Origin of the sequence: Mycetocola spongiae (assembly GCF_020424085.1) — a bacterium.
Classification (GTDB): Bacteria; Actinomycetota; Actinomycetes; order Actinomycetales; family Microbacteriaceae; genus Mycetocola; species Mycetocola spongiae.
In genome coordinates, this window is the sequence record NZ_CP080203.1 from 1,552,000 (window position 1) to 1,570,885 (window position 18,886).

Below are 18,886 nucleotides of genomic sequence, written 5' to 3' on the forward strand. Positions count from 1 at the left end.
CTGTGTCTCCTTTAATCCGCGGGGGTATCCGCGGCTGTGGGTTGATGGGGCCGGCGCGCTGACCGGCGGATCGCGGAGGGTAGCCCGCGCAGCATCGCGCGCGGATCGATTCCGCCCAGCAGCGACCGCGGGCTCAGCGCCCGCCGCAGCCGTTCGCGGCGCGTGGTCTCCGCGTCCAGCTCGGCCAATTCGGCCTCGGTGTCCTCCCAGAGGCGGTCCACCGCGGATTCGGAGATATCGCCGCGGGCAAAAACCGCGCGGTCCACCCCGGCCGCGATCTGCCCGGCCCGCGGGCCGCCGATCTGTTCGGCCTGGGCCGCGCGCGGCAGCCCCGCGGTAACCGCCATTCCGGCATCGCGCTGCCTATCCAGCAGCTCCGCCCAGGCGCCGAGCGCCCGGATCTCCGGGGAGCCCTGCGCGCGTCGCCGCCGATACCGGATCCGTTTAGCCACCGGCAGGAACAGCACCGGCAGCAGGAGCAGGAGCAGCGCCCCCGTCCCCAGCAGGATCGGGCGCAGCACGGGCCATACCGCGAGCCACCAGGAGGGGCCACGATCGGCATCGGCCTCGCCCGCCTCACCCTCGCCCTGGCTCAGCAGCGGATCGCTGGACTGCGCGTTCAGGTCCTCGGGCACGGTGGCAAACTCGGGCAGCTGCTCACCCTCGATCAGCTCGATCGGAATATTATCGTGTTGCGGGGTCGCGTCGATGCTGCGCCAGTTCCGATCCGCGCCGCGCACCTCGATCCACGCCGCCATATTCTCGCCCGTGCACTCCTCGATACATGCCGGGACCCCCGGAACGCCGGCGTTCTCGCCGAGCCGCACGCCCACAACCACGCGGGAGTCATAGCCCAGGGCGCGGGCAATCAGCGCCGCGGCGGCGGCAAATTGTTCGTCATCGCCCACCGCCGCGACCAGCTGGGCGCCGTCCTGGCCGTCGCCCACCACGCGCTGCTGCCGGTTCAGATCGGAGAAGAGGCCCTCGAGGCGAGAGCCGTTATGGCCCGCGAAGCTCGGCGCAAAACGGTAACCATCGGTCTCGGCCAGCGCGGCGATCCAGCGCGAACTGCCCTCCTCGGCGGTGATCGAATGGCTCAGGAATCCCCGCTCGCGCAGCCGCTCGATCAGGGTGAGCAGGCCGCGCTCATCGCGCGGCTGATCCTGCGCCCGAATCCAGGCGGTCAGTTCGGGGAGCGCCTCCGCATCGATCTGCGGCCCGGAATGCGCCGGTGCGCCGAGCGCGCCCGCGCCGGGAGCGGTGGGCACCGCGCGCACCCGATAGCCATCCCCGTCACGCACGCCGTTTTCCGGGTCCTCGGGCACGGGGGTCACGATGCCCGAGCCCGTGGCGCGGTTAATATAAAAGGTATCCGCGAGGGCCTCGGCGCGCGGGCCGCGGAACCGCGGCGGCTCGGCGATCTGCGCGGGCAGCGGCAACCAGATCTGCTCATAGCCGGCCTCGATCTGCACGCTCAGCTCCACGGTATCCTCGCCGCCGATCCCGCCCGGATAGCGCGTATAGCGCTCGCCCCCGGAGGCGCCATCGGCCACATGAAACTCGCTGCCATCGAAGCTATCCAGCACGGCGATGCGCAGCCGCTCGGGGAGCGCCCCCGAGGAGGACACCCGAAACAGGGGCCGATCAAATTCGATATCGCGCTTCCAGATGCGATAGCCGGCGAGCGGGCCCGGCTGGGACTGCACCACCAGATCGGGATCGATATATTCGCGCGGTACCCGGCGTTCACCCGCCTCGGCCAGCACGGGCGCGGCGGTCAGCGCGGCCCCCACGGCGAGCGCAAGCAGCAGGATTCCGGCCACGGGCCGCCAGAGGGCACCACGGGTCCGGCGCGCGGACGCGGTATCCGCACCGGCCAGCCCGCGGCCGCGGCGCAGCGCCGCACGCCGCCCGGATTCCGAGGCCACCCGCACCCAGGCCAGCGCCAGGATAAAGGCCATCCCCCACAGGCCGATCTCCCGGGGCGCGGGGATGCTCGCCCCGATTCCCGGTATCAGCACCGGGGCGCTCAGCTCGCTCCCGCCCCAGATCAGGCCAAATAGTAGAGGGGCAAAGAGGGGAAGGACCGCGAGCGAGGAGGCCCGCGGCCCGCCGCCCAGCAGCAGCACCGCGCCGGTTTGGGCGGCCAGGAGCACCACAAAAAACGGCACCAGCACGGCCTGATACTCGCCCACCGGCAGGCCCAGCGTGAGCAGCTGTTTCCAGCCGGTGACCACGGTGACCAGCCCGTCGCGTTCCCCCAGGAGGATCCCGCGCGGGCTGCCGCCGAGCGCCGAGGGCACCGCGAGCGGCACCACGGCCAGCACAAAAATAAGCGGGGCGATCAGAAGGATCCGCCGCGGCGACCAGCCCAGGCGGGTGCGCGCCCAGAGCAGGGCCGCGGCCATCACGCTGATGGTGGCGGCGATCAGCCAGAGCCGCTCGCTGCGATAGATCGGCCAGGCGGCCGCCACCGCGAGCGCGGCAAAGGCCAGCATCAGCAGCACCTGCGCCAGATAGCGCGAGAGCGCGGGGGTCTCCCGGGTACGCTTTGACATCAGTTATTCCCCCGGATCAGCAGCTGTCCGAGGTCGCCCACGGCCCCCACGGTCAGCACGGTTCCGGTATCCACGCGCAGCGCTGCCGGTTCGGCCAGCTGCTGCGCGCGCACCACAACCACGCCGATATTCGCGGCAAAGGCGGAGGCGGCGCGGCGCAGCCGGGACATATCCGGGATCGACCCGGTCACGATATATACGATCGACAGGTGTGCCTGGCCCTGGGCCACGGTCGCGGCGAGGCGCTCCAGCCGCGGCCCCGAGGCCACCGCCTCCAGCTCGGCCCAGGAGTCCAGGAGCGCGGGCACCCCCAGCCCGCCGATCTCGGTGACCCCGAGCGGTCCCGGGCGTCCGCGGTCGGGGCACCAGGCGGAGGCGATATACCGATCGCGCCCGTTGCGCACTGCCTGCACCGAGAGCGAGGCGGCGGCGCTCACGGCCAATTCAAACTCCTCATCCGAGGCGTATTCCGCGCGCACCGCATCAAAAAGCACCGCGACGCGGGAGAGCTGGGACTCCTCGTATTGGCGCACCATCAGCGCGCCGGTCTTCGCGGTGGAACGCCAGTGCACGTGGCGGAAGGAATCGCCGCGCACATAGGCGCGCACGGCGTGAAAGGACAGATCGGAATCGGTCAGCCGGCGGCTGGACTGGCCCTCCAGATCGCGCACCATCCCCGCGCTATTTTGGGGCAGGGCCGCGATCGCTGGATGTACGTGCAGGAGGTGGCGTTGATTCCAGGTGACCGCGCGACGAAACAGCCCAATCGGATCGCGCCGGGACACGGTGACCGGGCCCACCGGGATCACCCCGCGCCGCGGCGCCCGCAGCGGCACCGGGATGCGGCGTTCGGCCCGCGGCCCGAGCAACGGCACCGGGATTTGCAGGATCGCCGGGCCCACGCCGAGCTCCGCAATCGCGGGCAGCGCCGGGCCCGCGGCCAGATTACGCACCTCGAGCCAGGCGGCGGTGTCCTCGCCCGCAAATACCCGGTCCCGTTCCAGCCCCAGCGTCATGGCATAGGCGCGCCCGCCGAGCAAAAACGGTCCCGCGAGCAGCACCAGCGCGAGGCTGAGCCCCGCCAAAAACCAGCCCTCCACCCAGCCCAGCAGCGCGCCGGCCAGCAGCCCGGCCGCGCCGCAGGCCAGCACAAACCAGCCGGTCGCGGTGACCAGCTCGGCGATGTTTTTCTGCACGCGGATAAGCCGCACGCGCGCGCGGCGCAGCAGCCTTGCGGCGCGGCGACGCAGCAGCTCGCCGCGTCCCGGCGCGGCCGAACGCACCGCGGTCCGGGTCACGGTGGCCGTATATTCCCCCGCACCCCGGGTCCGGGTGGTCGAGGTTTTTCTCCGCGTGCGGTGCCGGGTCGAGCCGGTGCCGCGCTCCGTGTTCTCGCTCACTCCGCCGGGTTCTCCTCGGGCACGGGCACGTCCATCAATACCTGACCGATCACGTCCACCGCGCTGACACCGTCAAACTCGGCCTCGGGTTCCAGTACCAGGCGGTGCGCGAGCACCGCCACGGCCAGCTCCCGCACGTCCTCGGGCAGCACATAGGCGCGGCCCTGGCAGGCGGCCCAGGCCATCGCCAGGCGCGAGAGCGCAACCGCGCCGCGCACGCTCGAGCCCAGGCGCACCTCGGTGGCCGCGCGCGTGGCGTCCACGATCCGCATGATGTAATCGGAGATCAGCGGGCTCACATAGGCCTGCCGGGCGAGTGCCGCTGCCTCCACGAGGTTAGCGGTGGAGATCACCGGGTTCAGGTCGTCCTGATCGCGGTTGAGCCCCTGCAGGATGCGCATCATCGCCGCACCATCGGGATAGCCAATCGAGGTTTTGATCATAAACCGGTCCAGCTGGGCCTCGGGCAGCCGATAGGTGCCCGCCTGCTCCACCGGGTTCTGCGTCGCAATCACGAGGAAGGGTGCGTCGATGCGGTGGGTGGTGCCGTCCACGGTCACCTGGCGCTCGGCCATGACCTCCAGCAGTGCCGACTGGGTTTTGGGGCTTGCCCGGTTAATCTCATCGGCCAGCACCACATTGGCGAAGATCGGCCCCGGATGAAACTCAAAAACATTCGCGGACTGATCAAATACGGTGATGCCGGTGACATCCCCGGGCAGCAGATCGGGCGTGAACTGGATGCGCGAATCGGTGCCCTCCACCGATTGGGCGAGGGCCCGCGCGAGCGCGGTTTTTCCGGTGCCGGGCACGTCCTCAAGCAGCACGTGGCCGCCGGCCAGGGCCGTGGCAAATACCAGCTGCAGGACGCGGCGTTTACCGTGGATGGCCTGCTCCATATTATCCACCACGGCGCGTTGCACGCCGTGAATCCAGGCTGCCTGTTCGGTGCTGAGTGCGCCGGATGCGGTCATGAGGGGGTGTCCTTTCGGGAATACCACGAGTGGTGAATCATTTATCGTCCTCGTCCGGGTCCTCGGGCGGGACAGTACACAGCGGGAAGCTCAGTTCCAGGGGTGGCAGCGCGGAGAACGCGCCGCTCCACGTGATCATCGCAAAACGCAGCCCGGGGCGGGAGGGATCGCTCATCAGATCGGAGACGCGCGCATCGCGGTTCGCGCCCGCGGTCACCGTCGGAAGCGGCCGCAGCACGGTCTGATCCGCGGCCACACACTCGGCGATGCCGCTCACGATCACCTCGGTGGGTACCGTGAGCGCCCCCACCGGGACCGGATCGGAACAGCGCGTAAGCTCATCGGCAAAACACTGCCGTGCCTCCACGCGGGTCGCGCGCGAGTTCGGGTCCAGCACCAGCTCGGATCGCCAGTCGGCGCCCTGCTGCCGGTATTGCAGCACCATATCCGAGAGCACCTCCACCACGGGGGCGGTGCGCAGGCGATATGCATAGTCCCCCTCGGGGGTGCGCGTGGGCGTGGTGGCGACCTCATAGCCGGAGACCACCACCGGGGTGGGGAGTTTACCTCCCGTGCGCATCGACACCACGTCGCTGCCCACCACGCCATAGCCGTTGCTCACGCAGGCGCGCACATCGTGATGCCGGCGGCGGCTGAGCCCGGAGAACTCGCCCGAGGCCAGATCGCCGCTCTCGGCGATCAGCGCCCCGCCATCGTCCACGCGGCATTCGGGCACCGCGGCGGGCCGCTCGGCCACCCGATAGATCACGCTCAGGGGCCGGTCGCTGCCATTGGCATCGCCGCCGATTCCCGAGGCCACGAGGCCGGTATCTCCCTCGGCGCGCACGCCGAGACGGCCCGTGATCCGCGGCGCACCGGCCACCGTGACCGCGGCGGTTCCGCGGTCGCCCTCCGCGTTTCCCCCCGGCATCGGGGGTTCAAAGGCGCTCAGCGGGGTCACCCGAATCTGGGTGGAGCCCACGGGCAGGGTCATATCGATGATGGTTGTCCCGCCCGAGCGCGGCACCTCGCCCTCGCGTCCGTCGATGCGGAACGCTCGGGTATCCGCGGCCGCGGCGATGCTCACCCGGACCGAGCCCTGCGACTCGGAGGTCACGCCCGGCTCATAGCGGGGCGCGGCATTCACGGAGTCGATGCGCGGGGCCTGATAGGCCCAGGCGGTGACCGGGCTGGTCTCCGCCGAGGCTCCCACCGCGTTCACCGCGCGCGCGGTGAAGCGATGCTGCTGGCCGTTGGTCAGTCCCGTGACCTCGCAGCGATACGTGCCCGGGGTGGACGGGGCGCAGCTCGCGGAGGAGGATCCGTCCCCGCCCAGGCGCACGCCGGTCACCTCGGGATGGGCGCCCAGCGCCTCGCCGAGCGCCACGTCCAGCGTGAGTGAGGAGCCGGTATAGGCGGCCGTGGTGATCGCGGCGGGGGCCTGCGGCAGGCCCTGGGCATCAAATTCGATGCGGCCCTCACCCAGGCGACCCTGCGAATCGCGCACGGTAAACGGCACGGTACAGGTGGCCCCATTGGTCTGGCCCGAGGGCCAGGTGATCTCCACGGCGTCCTCGCCCGCGCGGCCAAAACGGGCCACGGGGCAGGAGGAGCCGCTGATCGAGTCGAGCACCAGCCCGCCGCCGGGTCGCCCGGCAAAGGGATCAAATTCCCCCGGAACTCCCACGACGCGCACGCGGCATCCGCCCGCGCCCACCGTGCACTGCGAGGACACGGTGGCGCCCCGCGGGGTTTCGCGCGGGGCATCCCCCACGCGCAGGATCAGCGTGGCCCGGCCCTCGCCGGCGCCGCGCACGTCCACGATCACGCGCTCCTCGGAGCCGGGCGGAGCATCCGCGCGCGCCACCACGCGCAGCACGGTGCCCTCCTGGCTGAGCTGGAAGAGCGAGCCCCGCTCGCCGAGGGAGAAGCGCAGCGCGGACATATCGCCCACGCGGCCACCCTGCCAGCGCACCATATCGGCGGCAAGATCCACGCTCTCCTCGCCGCCCGGGCGGATCACCCGGGTCAGCCCGTCCAGTTCCACCTGCGGTTCGCGCGGGCTGATCTGGATCGGCAGGGATAGCGCGGTCCAGCGGTTCTGGCCCGGCAGCCGAACATCGATCAGGCAGCGGTCCTGCCACGGGGCCTCGGCCCCCGCCGAATAGCGAATATCCTGGCCGGAGGCGCTGCAGGAGGCGGCGGCGCGCTGGGTGGGCAGGGCGCCCGGGCGCAGCTCGATCCGCTCCCCCGGGACGCGCTCCACCACGTCCTCCACCGATACGGTCACGGAGTTATTTTCGTCCACCTCAATCGGGCGCAGGCCCGCACGCAGGCCCACCCGGATCTCCTCGAGCGGAGGCACCACCAGGAAGCCGAAGGTTTCCACGGCGGCCCCGGTATTATCGGTTCCCGCAAGTCGGAAGGGCACCAGGTCGCCGCTCGCGCGATACTCTCCGATCAGCCGCGGTCCGGCCACCCGGAAGCGCGAGGCCGCGTCTCCCCAGACGCTCAGCGCAAGCCCCTCGGGATCTCCCGAGGACCAGCGCACGCGGCCGGTCAGCACATCCACGCCGGCCCCCGCGAGCACCGCGCGATCGCGCGCGGTGAGCGTGGTATCGGCCACGATCGGGGCCTGGGTTCCCACCCGGTCCGAGATCTGCACCACGATCAGGCCCTCCGCGGTGCTGCCGCTGCGCGTGGAACGCACGGTATAGCGATAGGAGTGGCTTCCGGCATCCGGCCCGGAGTGCAGTACCACGCGGCCGGAGGCGAGGTCATCGAGGGTGATCATCGCGCGCAGGCGATCGTATTCGGGGGTGCCGGCGGCACCGGAAACATTGGGTTCCACCGAGATCAGTTCAAGCGTGCCCAGCGTGGGGTCCACGTCGTTTAGCAGCGGTTCCACGGTGGTGGTCGCGGAGGTTCCGCGCATCAGGCGCACCTGATCGCTCACCGTGATCGGCGCGCTATCCCGCTCGGCGGCGGCGCTCACGGCGACGCGCAGCTCGCCGGTGGCATCGGCCCCAAAGCCATCGCGCACGGTATAGCCGAGGCGGAGCACGCCGGGTTCGGCATCCTCGGAGGCCTCCACGAGGATCTCATCGCCGGTGGCGGCCACGGTCGCGGTGATCCGTTCGGAGGAGTCCACCGCGATCAGGCGCACGCGGTCCCCATCGGGGTCCACCCCGGTGAGCGGGACGGCGACGCGGGTATTTTGTCCCGGCACCAGCCGCGCGGTGAGCACCGCGGGCTGGGGCGCGCGGTTATTATCCTCGGCGATCACGTTGACCCGCACCTGGCCGGTATCGCGGCGCTCGGGCGAGTTTTCCAGATAGCTGGAGTAGGTCAGGGTATAAACGCCGGGCCGATTCGGGGCCAGATAGCGCAGCGTATCGCCGGAGATAAAGGCGAGCTCGCCCTCCGCACCCGAGCCGCCCACCACGGGGTCCAGCAGCAGGCGTTCGGCGCCCGTGCTGACATCATTGGCAAGCACGTCGATATCCACGACGCTGCCGGCGCGCACGGTGGCATAATCGGCCACGGCGATCACCGCGGAATCGCTCACCTCGGGGAGCTGAAATACGGTGAGCTGGCCCGTGGCCTGCTCCCCCGAGCCATCGCCGATGCGTAGCTCGGCGGTGCCCACGCGGCCCGCCGCCCCATCGGGGCTATAGCCGGTCACACGCAGCCGCTCCTGGTTCAGGGTCTGCACGGCCAGATCGCCCGAGCTCACGCTCGCGTCTTCCAGTAGTAGCACCCGGTCGCCGGGATCGGGCACCGCGTCCAGCACGTTCACGATGGTGTCCTGCTGGGCGCGCACATAGGCGCGCGTGGGCGGCAGGGTCAGCCGCGGCGCGGTCTCGGTCGCGATCACCCGCAGCTGCCCGCCAAATTCGGTCTGGGTGAGGGTATCGCGCACCGTGAGCTGCACGTCGAAGGAGCCCGCGACGGAGGGTTCCACCTCGAGGGTCGCGGTGCCCGGCTGCGGGGTGAGCCGCAGCTCGGAGGACCCGGCCCCCTGGGGCAGCACGGCGTCCACGAGCTGGAACGAACCGGAGCCGCCGCTGGCCTGCTCCAGCGGGTGCAGGCTCAGGCGCTGGCCCACGGGAATCGTGACGGCAGCGGATTCCATCCGGGCGCTCGCTGCAGCGAGAATATTCAACATCAGGGTGCGTTCGCGCTCGTTGCCATTGGCATCGCGCACCACGATATCCACTGCAATCGCTGCATCGGCGGCATTGGGATCGGTATGGCGCACGGCGACGCGGCCGTCCTCGGTGGCCACCACGCGCACGGGGGCCTCGGGATCGCGCGCGCGGGCCGAGGCGAGAAATAGCGGATCGCCCTGGGGGTCCACCCAGCCGGCGAGAATCGGCAGCACCAGCGTGCCGCCGGGGGTCAGTTCGGGGCTCGGCCAGGCCAGCTGGCAGCCCTCCACGCCACACCATTCAGGCGCGCTATCGGTGCCCTCGGGGGCCACCGTGAGCGTGACCGTCGCGGGTTCCGAGACGTGGGTGCCATCGGTGATCTGATAGCTAAAGCTCGCCGTTCCACCGGCGTTTTCGGCCACCCTGATCGCGAGTCCCTGCGCGCCCGGGAGCACCTCCACGGCACCAAATTCGGCGGGGCTGATCGCTCCGATCAGCTCGGGGATAATCGTGAGGATGTCCTTGCGGTTGGGGTCATAATCATTCAACAGCACGGGCAGCAGCGCGTGTCCTCCCGCGCGCACCCCGAAGCTATCGGGCACGGCCACGGGCGGCAGCGATTCGCTCACATCCTCCACCACCACGGTTCCGCTGTCCTCGCGCGGGGGCTGCGCGAGCGTCCACAGCGAGAGCGGGATCAGGGTGCCCGCGGGCAGGGTCCACAGCATTCCGGTATCGCGTTCGCTCAGCACCGCTCGGCTGCCATTGCTCTGGATCACCGGGTTCAGGCGGCGGCCCGCGGCCCCGGCCTCGGGGTCATAGTCCAGGGTGGTGGTCGCGCCGCTCGCGGAGGACCACAGGGTGCCCTCGGCGGCGTCGAGCCACGCGGCATAGCGCTGCCCGTCCACGCCGCGCGGGCGCGCGGGAATCCCCGCGGCCTCGACCAGGCGTTCGGGGGCCTCGCCGCCGGCGACCTGCCAGAGTCCGCGGCTATCGGCGATCAGGAGCGGTTCCTCGCTGCCCGCCGAGGCATGCTGTAATTTGGCGTCCTCGCCCAGCTCCAGGGTCACGGGCTGGCCGATTCCCTGCCGCCAGAGGGTGCCCGATTCGGGTTCCAGCAGGGCCCAGTCGCCGCCGCTCAGGGTCAGCTGGGGGTCGCGTGCCGCGGCGGCCTCCCGGGGGACCGCGCGCGTGCCGCCCGTGAACTCGCCGCTGGCTGCGTCATAGGTGCGCACGGCGCGTTCCTCCGCGGAGAACAGGGCCAGCCGCCCGCGCTCGTCCAGGGCGATGGCCGTGGCCAGATAGCCCGCGTTGCTCTCGCCCGAACCGGCGCTCTCGGTATCCCCCGCCGACTGCTCGGCGTCGGGTTCCTCGGGGCCCGCCGCCGCGGTGCCGGCGAGCGGGTCGATCCGGGTGGCCCCGGCGATCCGGCCCGCGGCGGTGCCCTCGCGCAGCGAGAGTCCCCCCTCCGCGGCCTGCCCGGGATTATCCTCCAGGCGCCCGGCATAAACCTCGCCGTTTTCGGTGCGCAGCGCAAAATAGGGTCCCGCGCTCAGCACCTCGCGGGTTCCACTCGGGGTGTTCTCGGCCTGGGTGGAGCGGGCCTCGCTCGCCGCGCTGGCGCCCTGATCCCCCGCCTCGGAATCGCCGGAGCCCGCGGTATCCAGGGCAAAATCGGCGGGGAATGCCGGGTTGATGGGCCAGGCCCGGCTCAGCCCGGAACCCAGGATGATGCCGTTTTCTCCCGATTGCAGGACCTGCGCGGGCTCCACCGCCTGACGCACGGTATCAATCTCGCCGGTTTCGGTATTCACCCGGGCATACTGGCCGGAGTCCCGGGTCACCCAGACGGAGGTTTCCAGCCGGGGCAGCTCGCGGGTATCAAAGCCCTCGGCAAAAACCGCGAGGGTCACAAGCATCAGCACGGCCACGCCGCCCGCGATCCCCGCGATGAGTTTTTTTCTGCCGCCGATGCGGGCTTTGCGCGCGCCGCGCGTGGAGAGCCAGGACACTAGGCACCCCCGCCGAGCACGCGGGTCAGGAGGAATCCGGCGAGGCCCAGGATCAGCATGCCGCCGGCGCCGAGGCCCAGCGCGGCCCCCGTGGACAGCGAACGTTTTTTCTCGGGCCGGGCGCGCGTCGCTGTGCGCGAGGTTGTGGCCTGGCCGCGGGCATTTTCGCGGGCCACGCGGCGCGAATCCGGGCGCACCGTGGAGACCACGGGGCCGCGCAAACGATCGTCATCGCCGCGCGGGGCCGCGCCGGCCCACTCCTCGGAGATCACATCCACCGGGGTCACGTCATAGCCGTAGAGCCGCTGCATCGCCCGCAGCGCCTCGGCAAATTCCAGCATGCTGCCATAGCGTTCCTCGGGGTTTTTCCGCAGGGCCCGCGAGAGTACCTCGTCCAGCTGGCCATAGGATTCGCCATTGGGCAGCCCCACATAGAGGGCGCGGCTGATGCGGGCCGCGAGGCGGCGGCGCTCGTTTTGTTCCCGGTCCGGGGATTCAAACGGCGATCTTCCGGCGGCGAAGGTATAGAGGGTGGCGCCGAGCGACCAGATCTCGCTCGCGACAGAACCGGAGATTTTGGTCTCCACCACCTCGGGGGCGGCCCAGGGATAGGACAGCGCGATCTGCTCGTGTTCGCGCACGGCGCCGCGCACCTCGGCGATGCCAAAATCGGCCAGGACCGGGCGGCCCAGCGCGGTGACCAGCACATTGGAGGGTTTAATATCGCGGTGTAATACGCCGCTGCGATGCGCGGTTTCCAGCGCGCCACATAGGCGCACGCCCACGTCGAGGATCTGTTCCAGGGTCAGCGGGGTGGCCTTCATCCGCGTGCGCATGGTCTCGGGGCAGAACTCCATCGCGATAAACGCGCGCCCATCCGCGGAGATGCTCGCCTGATAGATCGAGATGATCGCGGGATGCGCGCTCAGCCGGGCCATCACATCGGCCTCGGCCTGGAAGGCATGCCGGGTGCGTTCGGTCCACGCCGTGCCGTCCAGCACCTTCACCGCGACCACGCGGCGCGGCATGTCCTGCTCATAGAGGAATACCTCGGCAAAGCCCCCGGCGCCGAGCGGGCGCACATAGGTATGGCCGGCGATCACCGGTGGGGTGCGCGGGGTGCGGCGGGTCATTTCGGGTCCTCCCCGGTGTCCTGGGTTTCGGGCGAGCGCGGGCCCTCGGTACTCTCCCCGCTCCGGTCGATCACGCGAATCTCAAAATCCTCGCCGAGTTCCAGCCGGTCGCCATCGCGCAGGGTGGTCTCGGCGCCCTCGATCAGGTGGGTGGTGCCATGCGCGCCGTTCACCAGGGTGCCGTTTTTGGAGGCGAGGTCGCGCGCCAGCAGGCCCACCGCAGTGGGCACCAATTCGAGGTGTCGGGCGGAGATCTCGCGGCGCGGTGACCCGATCCGGATCCGAATCAGCCCGTCGCCGCCGCGCGTTCCGTCATCGGGGGACCCGCGGCGGCGACCGAAGCGGATGCGCTGATCCACGAGCAGTTCCCGCCCATCGGGGAATCCCAGCCACCAGTTACTCTCGGTGGGCACGGGATCGGTGCAGGGCGCGGGTTCATCCGAGGGGAACATCACGGCAAAGGCATTGGGGTCCAGCACGGGGGCGGCGGCCGGGGCTGCCAGCGCCACGGCCCCGGGGTTGCCTATGCCGGCGCGCGCGGCACCATAGCCTCCCCGCTCGGCGGTGCGCACGCCCACCAGGGCGGCGCGGACGATGCCGTGTCCCAGCGGCAGCAGGCTCAGCTCCGCGGAGGGGCCGTCCTCGCCGTGGCCGGGGAGGGAGAGCAGCGGGCGCTCGGCATAACCGTGGAGTTCCAGATCCCCGGCGAGCCCCATCCGTTCGCCGCCCTGGGCCTGGGGCACCAGCGTCACGAGTCCAAACGGAATCTCGCCGCAACGGGAGGCGAGTTGGCGCACCAGATTTTCGGCCGTGAGTTCAGCATCGTGCCTCGCGCGCGCGAGCAGCAAAAAGACCTCGCGCGCGATTTCGGGCGAGGCGGAGGGCGGCAATAAACACAGTCGCGGGCCCGTGGCAACGGCATAACCCGGCTGCGAACTCGCGGAATCGGCATAGACGAACACCGTTGCAGGGTATGTGAGTCTGGCGGCCTCGGGGCCGGAAGTGCGCGTAGTGCACCATGGGCGGTCACATGGGTGTGGATTACCGGCCGCGGTTTCCTGATTTTTCGCCCGGTGTCGGCCCGTTTGGGCGCGGGGCCCGTTAGAGTATCTTCAATGTCAGAACAGTTCTTAAACCCGCTCCCCGCTCCCCGAGTCGTATGCCCGTGCGGCGCGGGATTTTGGGCATGAGCGCCGCGGAGCGCGCGGAACTCTTCGCGCAGGCGGAGCGGTGGCTGGCCGAGGATCCCGATCCCGAGACCCGCGCCGAGCTCGCCGAGCTGATCGCCGAGGCCGCGGAGGGCGAGGTCGCGCTGGCCGTGCTGCGCGAGCGTTTTGCGGGCACCCTGAGCTTTGGTACCGCCGGATTGCGCGGCGCGCTTGCCGCCGGCCCCACCCGGATGAACCGGGTCGTGGTGGCCCGGGCCGCGGCGGGGCTCTCGGCCTATCTGAATGCGCGCCCGCTGGATGAGCGCCCGAGCCTCGTGATCGGCTATGACGGCCGCAAAAACTCGCGGATCTTCGCGCTGGATAGCGCCGAGATTGCGGCGGGCGCGGGCCTGAACGTGATCCTGCTTCCGCGCGCGCTGCCCACGCCCGTGCTCGCGTTTGCGGTGCGCTATTTTGGGGTATCCGCGGGGGTCATGGTCACCGCGAGCCATAATCCCCCCGCCGATAACGGCTATAAGGTCTATCTGGGTGATGCCGATGCCGGCTCGCAGATCATCTCCCCCGTGGATGCGGAGATCGCCGGGCATATCCGCGCGGTGGCCGCGGCGGGCCCGGTGGGGGACCTGCCGCGTTCCACGGAGTATCACACAGCCGATGATGCGGTGCTGGAGGAGTATGTGCGGGCCACCGCGGCGCTGATCGGCGAGGCCCCCGTGCACCCGGAGGTTCCGCTGAACGTGGTGTATACCGCGATGCACGGCGTGGGCTGGGAGACGTTCTCGCGGGTGCTGCCCGCCGCGGGGTTCCCGGTGCCCGAGGTGGTGCCCGCCCAGCGCGATCCCGATCCCGCGTTCCCCACCGTGGATTTCCCCAATCCCGAGGAGGACGGCGCGCTGGAGCTGAGCTATCGGCGGGCGCGCGAGGTGGGTGCCGATCTGATCATCGCGAATGATCCCGATGCCGATCGCTGCTCCATCGCGATCCCCGACCCCACCCGGCCCGAGGGCTATCTGCAGCTCACGGGCAATCAGATCGGCCTGCTGCTGGGCTGGGAGGCGGCCCGCGGCGCGGGCGGCACGGGCACGCTCGCGTGCACCATCGTGTCCTCCCCCGCACTCGGCACGGTCGCGGCACACTATGGTCTCGATTTTGTCGAGACGCTCACCGGCTTTAAGTGGGTATCGCGTGTGCCCGGGCTGATCTTTGGTTATGAGGAGGCCATCGGCTATCTGGTAAACCCGCAGACAGTGCGCGATAAGGACGGCATCTCGGCGGGCCTGGCGTTTTTAGCGCTCGCCTCGCGCGCCCGGCGGGCCGGTAAAACCGTGCACGATCTGCTGGCCGAGTTCACGCGGCTCTTTGGCTATTTTGCGAGCGATCAGGTGGCAATCAGGGTATCCGATACCGCCAAGATTCCGCGCCTGATGGCCGCGCTGCGGGCCGCCCCTCCCACCGAGTTTGCCGGGTCCGCCGTGACGGGCGTGACCGATATGCTGCGGCCCGCGGGCGGCGGCCCGGGCACGGATGCGCTGCGCTTTAGCCTCGCCGATGGTTCGCGCCTGATGGCCCGCCCGAGCGGCACCGAGCCGAAGATTAAGTTTTATCTGGACGTGCAGGCCCCGGCCGAGCGCGCGGCCGAGGCCGATATCCGGCTCGCCGAGCTGCGCACAGCGGTGGGCGAGCTGGTCGCGGCGCTCGGTTAGCCGCGCGCCGCGGGAGGCTACGCGGCGTGTGCGCGCGCTGCCGCGGCCCCGCGCGCGGCGGGCAGCATCAGGATCAGCGCGATCAGCACCAGCCCGGCCCCCAGCCACAGCGGCGAGACATAGCCCAGGCCCGCCGCGATGCCCAGCCCACCGAGCCAGGCACCCAGCGCATTACCGAGGTTAAACGCGGCGATATTGGCGCCCGAGGCGAGCGTGGGTGCGCCCGGCGCAGAGATCATCACGCGCGTCTGAAGGCCGGGCACCGAGCCAAAGCCGATGCCTCCCATCAGCAGCAGCGAGAGGATCGTGAGCCGGGGCGAGGCCGCGCTGAGGGCAAAAAACACCAGCACAAGCGCGAGCAGCGCAAAGAGGGCGATCAGGGCGCGGTCGCCAAAACGATCCGCGGCCCAGCCCCCGCCGATATTGCCCAGGAACTGCCCCAGCCCAAAAACGATCAGCAGCCAGGGCACCGCCGTCACCGCGAATCCACTCACCTCGGTGAGGGTATAGGCGATATAGGTGAAGGCCCCAAACATGCCGCCAAAACCAAAGACGGTCACGCCGAGCGTGAGCCAGACCTGGGAGCTGCGGAACGCGGAGAGCTCGCGGCGCAGCGAGGGCGTCGCCCCGGTATTAACCGAGCGTGGCACCAGGGCGAGCACGCCCAGCAGCGCGATCACGCCGATCACGGTGATCGCCCAGAACGTGGAGCGCCAGCCGGCCGCCTGGCCGAGGAAGGTTCCCAGAGGCACGCCGAGTACATTGGCGGTGGTGAGCCCACCAAACATCACGGCCACGGCAAAATTGCGGCGCTCGGGGGCCACCAGGTTGGCGGCCACCACGCTGCCGATGCCAAAAAATGCGCCGTGGCACAGGGCGGCCACGATCCGACCGAGCAGCATGATCGTATAGGTCGGGGCGAGGGCGCTGATCAGGTTGCCCAGGATAAAGAGGATCAACAGCCAGGCGAGCACCCCCTTGCGCGGGCGGCGGATGGTGAGCACGGTGAGGCCCAGCGCCCCGGCGATCACGCTCAGCGCATAGCCCGAGATCAGCCAGCCCGCGGCGGCCTCGCTGACCGCAAAATCGCGGGCGACCTCGGGCAGCAGACCCATGATCACAAATTCGGTGAGCCCGATGCCAAAGCCCCCGAGCGCGAGGGCGATCAGCCCGGCCGGGAGCGAGCGAGTGGAAGTCATGCGGATTTTTCCCCGTCTTGATAGAGTTAGTTGCAGGCGCGGGATAAATCATTGCACACGCAACTATCCAGCGCAAGCAACTATCTGCGTGGCGGGGTCCTCCCCCGCCCCAAATACCAAGGAGCGCACATGGGTATCGCCGACGGAGCCGTGGAATTACGCGCCCGGGGCTGGCGCACGCTGGCCGCGCTGCACGGCCGCATCGAGGGTGCGCTCGAACGCGCGCTCGGCGAGGAGCTCTCCCTCTCGGTCGTGGAATATACAGTGCTCGACGCGCTCCAGCGCCAGGACGGCTGGCATATGCGCATGCAGCAGCTCGCGCATGCGGCCGCCCTGAGCCCCAGCGCCACCACGCGCCTGGTCACCCGGCTCGAGGATCGGGGGCTCCTCACCCGCATTCTCTGCGCCGATGACCGCCGCGGAATCTATACCGAACTCACCGCCGCGGGACGCGATCTACTCGCGCGGGCGGCCCCCGTACACGAGGCCACACTGAAGCGCGTGCTCGCCGAGGCCCGCGAGGACCCCGAGGTCGCGCCGCTCGCCGAGGCGCTGGGCACGCTCTAGCCCGGCGGCCCGCCGCGGCGCGGGGCTAGCCGAGCGCGCGCAGCAGCTTCTCGGAGAGCTCCTCCAGGTCAAAATAGTTATTAATCACAACCACATCGGCATAGGTTTTTCCGATCGCCGAGACCAGCTCGGGCGAGGTCAGAATCACCTGGGCATCGGCCGCGGCGGTCTGCACCGAGGCGGCATCGGAGGCCGTGACCTCGGCCTCGATGCCGAGGCGCTGCAATACCCGCTCGGCATTCACCTTGAGGATGCCGGAGGTGCCCACGCCGGCGCCACAGATTGCCACGATATGCATCATGATTACTCCTCGGAGGTCGCGCGGGCGCCCAGAATCTCGCGCACGCGTTCGGGGGTGGTGGCTTCCGCGAGTGCCGGGATCGACCGGGCATCGTTAAAAACATTGGCCAGCTCGGCCACGCTCGTGACGTGTTCCTCGGCGCCGGTCACGGCCAGCCCGATCAGCACGTTCACCGGATCATTATGCGGGTGCCCGAAGTTGACAGGCTCGGAGAGCGTCACGACGCTCACGCCCGGGGAGAGCACATCCGCGCCGGGCCGGGCATGGGCAAGCGCGAGGCCCGGAGCGATCACAATATAGGCCCCGTATTCCTCCACCACCTGCACCATGCGGGCGGAGTATTCCTCGGTGGTGAACCCGGCATGGGCCAGCGCGTCCCCGGCCAGGCGCACCGCCGAGCGCCAGTCCTCGGCGGCGGCGTGCAGGCTGATGGCGGAATCGGGAAGCGGGGGCAACGGCATTGTGATCCTCAAACGGGCTGTGTGATGCTGACGAATCGGGTGAGAGAACCCTGGGTTAGGGCTCTCTGTGCAACAGGCTACCCGTTCCGACCTGGGAGTTCGGGTATATCGACGCTATGCGTTGGCCGCCGCATCAAATCCGGCCTTGATCTGCTCGATCAGGAACTCGCGATCCTCGACCGGCATAAACGCTCCGGCCGCGGCGTTGAGCTGCAGGATCTCCAGATCCTCCAGGTCATAATCGAAGGCCTCGACCAGGAGGGCCAGCTCGCGCGTGAGGGTGGTGCCGCTCATCGTGCGGTTATCCACGTTGACGGTGACCTTAAAGCCGAGCTGATAGAGCATGTCAAAGGGGTGGTCGATCAGTTCCTCGCCCCAGGCCTCGATGGCGCCGGTCTGCAGGTTGGAGGAGGGGCTGAGCTCCAGGACGATCTCGCGGTCGTTGATCCAGTGCGAGAGATTGCCCATGGTCACATAGACGTTATCGTCGTCGCTGCGCTCCACGTTGATATCCTCGGCCAGGCGCACGCCGTGGCCCAGGCGCAGGGCGCGGCCGTCAAAGAGCGCGCTCTTAATCGACTCGATGCCCGCGGCCTCTCCCGCGTGCACGGTGACGGGGAAGTATTCCTGGGCCAGATAATCAAAGGCCACGCGGTGCTTGGAGGGCAGGAAGCCGTCCTCGGCCCCGGCAATATCAAAGCCCACCACTCCGCGGTCGCGGTGGCGCACGGCGAGCTCGGCGATCTCCAGCGCGCGGTCGGCATGGCGCATCGCGGTGACCAGCTGGCCCACCTCGATATCGCGGCCGATGGCGCGGATCGCGTCGACGCCCTGCTCCAGGCCCTCCTGCACGGCCTCGACGGCCTCGTCCAGGCTCAGGCCGCGGGCCAGGTGCTGCTCGGGGGCCCAGCGCACCTCGCCGTAGATCACGCCATCGGCCGCGAGGTCCTCAACAAATTCGCGGGCCACGCGCGTGAGGCCCTCGCGGGTCTGCATCACGGCGGTGGAGAGGTCAAAGGTTTTGAGGTAGTCCACGAGGTTGCCCGCGTTGCACTGGTCGAGAAACCACTCGGCCAGGTCGGCGGCGTTATCGGCGGGGGTGTCCAGGTCGATGGCCGCGGCCAGGTCGAGGATGGTCTGCGGGCGCAGGCCACCGTCGAGGTGGTCGTGCAGGGATACCTTGGGCAGGGCGCCCAGGTCGATACCGCCGGGCAGGGTGTACTTCGCTGAATTACTCACGTAATTAGTCTAGTGCGCG

At 69.8% G+C, this 18,886-nt stretch carries 12 protein-coding genes; 2 read left to right on the plus strand and 10 right to left on the minus strand.

Going from position 1 to position 18,886, the window contains the following annotated elements; translation table 11 throughout:
• Positions 1-11 precede the first annotated feature (11 nt).
• Genes KXZ72_RS07025 through KXZ72_RS07050 form a run of 6 tightly spaced genes read right to left on the minus strand, consistent with a single transcriptional unit; the run spans position 12 to position 13,190 of the window.
• Positions 12-2,558: a DUF3488 domain-containing protein gene (locus KXZ72_RS07025; RefSeq protein WP_226083307.1), complete on the minus strand. Its 2,547-nt coding sequence runs from the start codon at positions 2,556-2,558 to the stop codon at positions 12-14.
• Positions 2,558-3,958 (minus strand): DUF58 domain-containing protein, encoded by a 1,401-nt coding sequence (locus KXZ72_RS07030; protein WP_226083309.1) that lies wholly within the window; start codon positions 3,956-3,958, stop codon positions 2,558-2,560. The genes KXZ72_RS07025 and KXZ72_RS07030 overlap by 1 nt, the downstream gene beginning before the upstream one ends.
• Positions 3,955-4,932 (minus strand): AAA family ATPase, encoded by a 978-nt coding sequence (locus KXZ72_RS07035; protein WP_226083311.1) that lies wholly within the window; start codon positions 4,930-4,932, stop codon positions 3,955-3,957. Before KXZ72_RS07035 ends, KXZ72_RS07030 begins: the two co-directional genes overlap by 4 nt.
• Before the next feature lie 37 nt (positions 4,933-4,969).
• Complete coding sequence (locus tag KXZ72_RS07040) at positions 4,970-11,095, minus strand: Ig-like domain-containing protein (RefSeq protein WP_226083316.1); 6,126 nt, start codon at positions 11,093-11,095, stop codon at positions 4,970-4,972.
• A complete protein-coding gene (locus KXZ72_RS07045; RefSeq protein ID WP_226083317.1) occupies positions 11,095-12,228 on the minus strand; it encodes a serine/threonine-protein kinase in 1,134 nt (377 codons plus the stop codon). Before KXZ72_RS07045 ends, KXZ72_RS07040 begins: the two co-directional genes overlap by 1 nt.
• Complete coding sequence (locus KXZ72_RS07050; RefSeq protein WP_226083318.1) at positions 12,225-13,190, minus strand: FHA domain-containing protein; 966 nt, start codon at positions 13,188-13,190, stop codon at positions 12,225-12,227. The genes KXZ72_RS07045 and KXZ72_RS07050 overlap by 4 nt, the downstream gene beginning before the upstream one ends.
• 224 nt (positions 13,191-13,414) lie before the next feature.
• Here KXZ72_RS07050 and KXZ72_RS07055 point away from each other — a divergent pair, with 224 nt between their 5' ends.
• Positions 13,415-15,100: a phospho-sugar mutase gene (locus tag KXZ72_RS07055; RefSeq protein WP_226083319.1), complete on the plus strand. Its 1,686-nt coding sequence runs from the start codon at positions 13,415-13,417 to the stop codon at positions 15,098-15,100.
• Between the two features lie 17 nt (positions 15,101-15,117).
• Here KXZ72_RS07055 and KXZ72_RS07060 read toward each other — a convergent pair whose 3' ends face one another.
• The gene (locus KXZ72_RS07060; protein WP_226083321.1) at positions 15,118-16,299 is read right to left on the minus strand and encodes an MFS transporter; all 1,182 of its coding nucleotides are present in this window, start codon (positions 16,297-16,299) and stop codon (positions 15,118-15,120) included.
• 129 nt (positions 16,300-16,428) lie between these two features.
• Between KXZ72_RS07060 and KXZ72_RS07065 the strand changes: the two genes are divergently transcribed.
• The gene (locus tag KXZ72_RS07065; RefSeq protein WP_226083323.1) at positions 16,429-16,866 is read left to right on the plus strand and encodes a MarR family winged helix-turn-helix transcriptional regulator; all 438 of its coding nucleotides are present in this window, start codon (positions 16,429-16,431) and stop codon (positions 16,864-16,866) included.
• Between the two features lie 25 nt (positions 16,867-16,891).
• Here KXZ72_RS07065 and KXZ72_RS07070 read toward each other — a convergent pair whose 3' ends face one another.
• The 3 genes from KXZ72_RS07070 to KXZ72_RS07080 all read right to left on the minus strand — a co-directional run bounded on the left by KXZ72_RS07070 (position 16,892) and on the right by KXZ72_RS07080 (position 18,867).
• Entirely contained in the window at positions 16,892-17,164 is a 273-nt protein-coding gene (locus tag KXZ72_RS07070; protein WP_226083469.1) for a PTS sugar transporter subunit IIB, read from the minus strand.
• Between the two features lie 5 nt (positions 17,165-17,169).
• Positions 17,170-17,628 (minus strand): PTS sugar transporter subunit IIA, encoded by a 459-nt coding sequence (locus KXZ72_RS07075; protein WP_226083324.1) that lies wholly within the window; start codon positions 17,626-17,628, stop codon positions 17,170-17,172.
• Between the two features lie 114 nt (positions 17,629-17,742).
• Complete coding sequence (locus tag KXZ72_RS07080; protein WP_226083326.1) at positions 17,743-18,867, minus strand: adenosine deaminase; 1,125 nt, start codon at positions 18,865-18,867, stop codon at positions 17,743-17,745.
• Between the last annotated feature and the right edge of the window lie 19 nt (positions 18,868-18,886).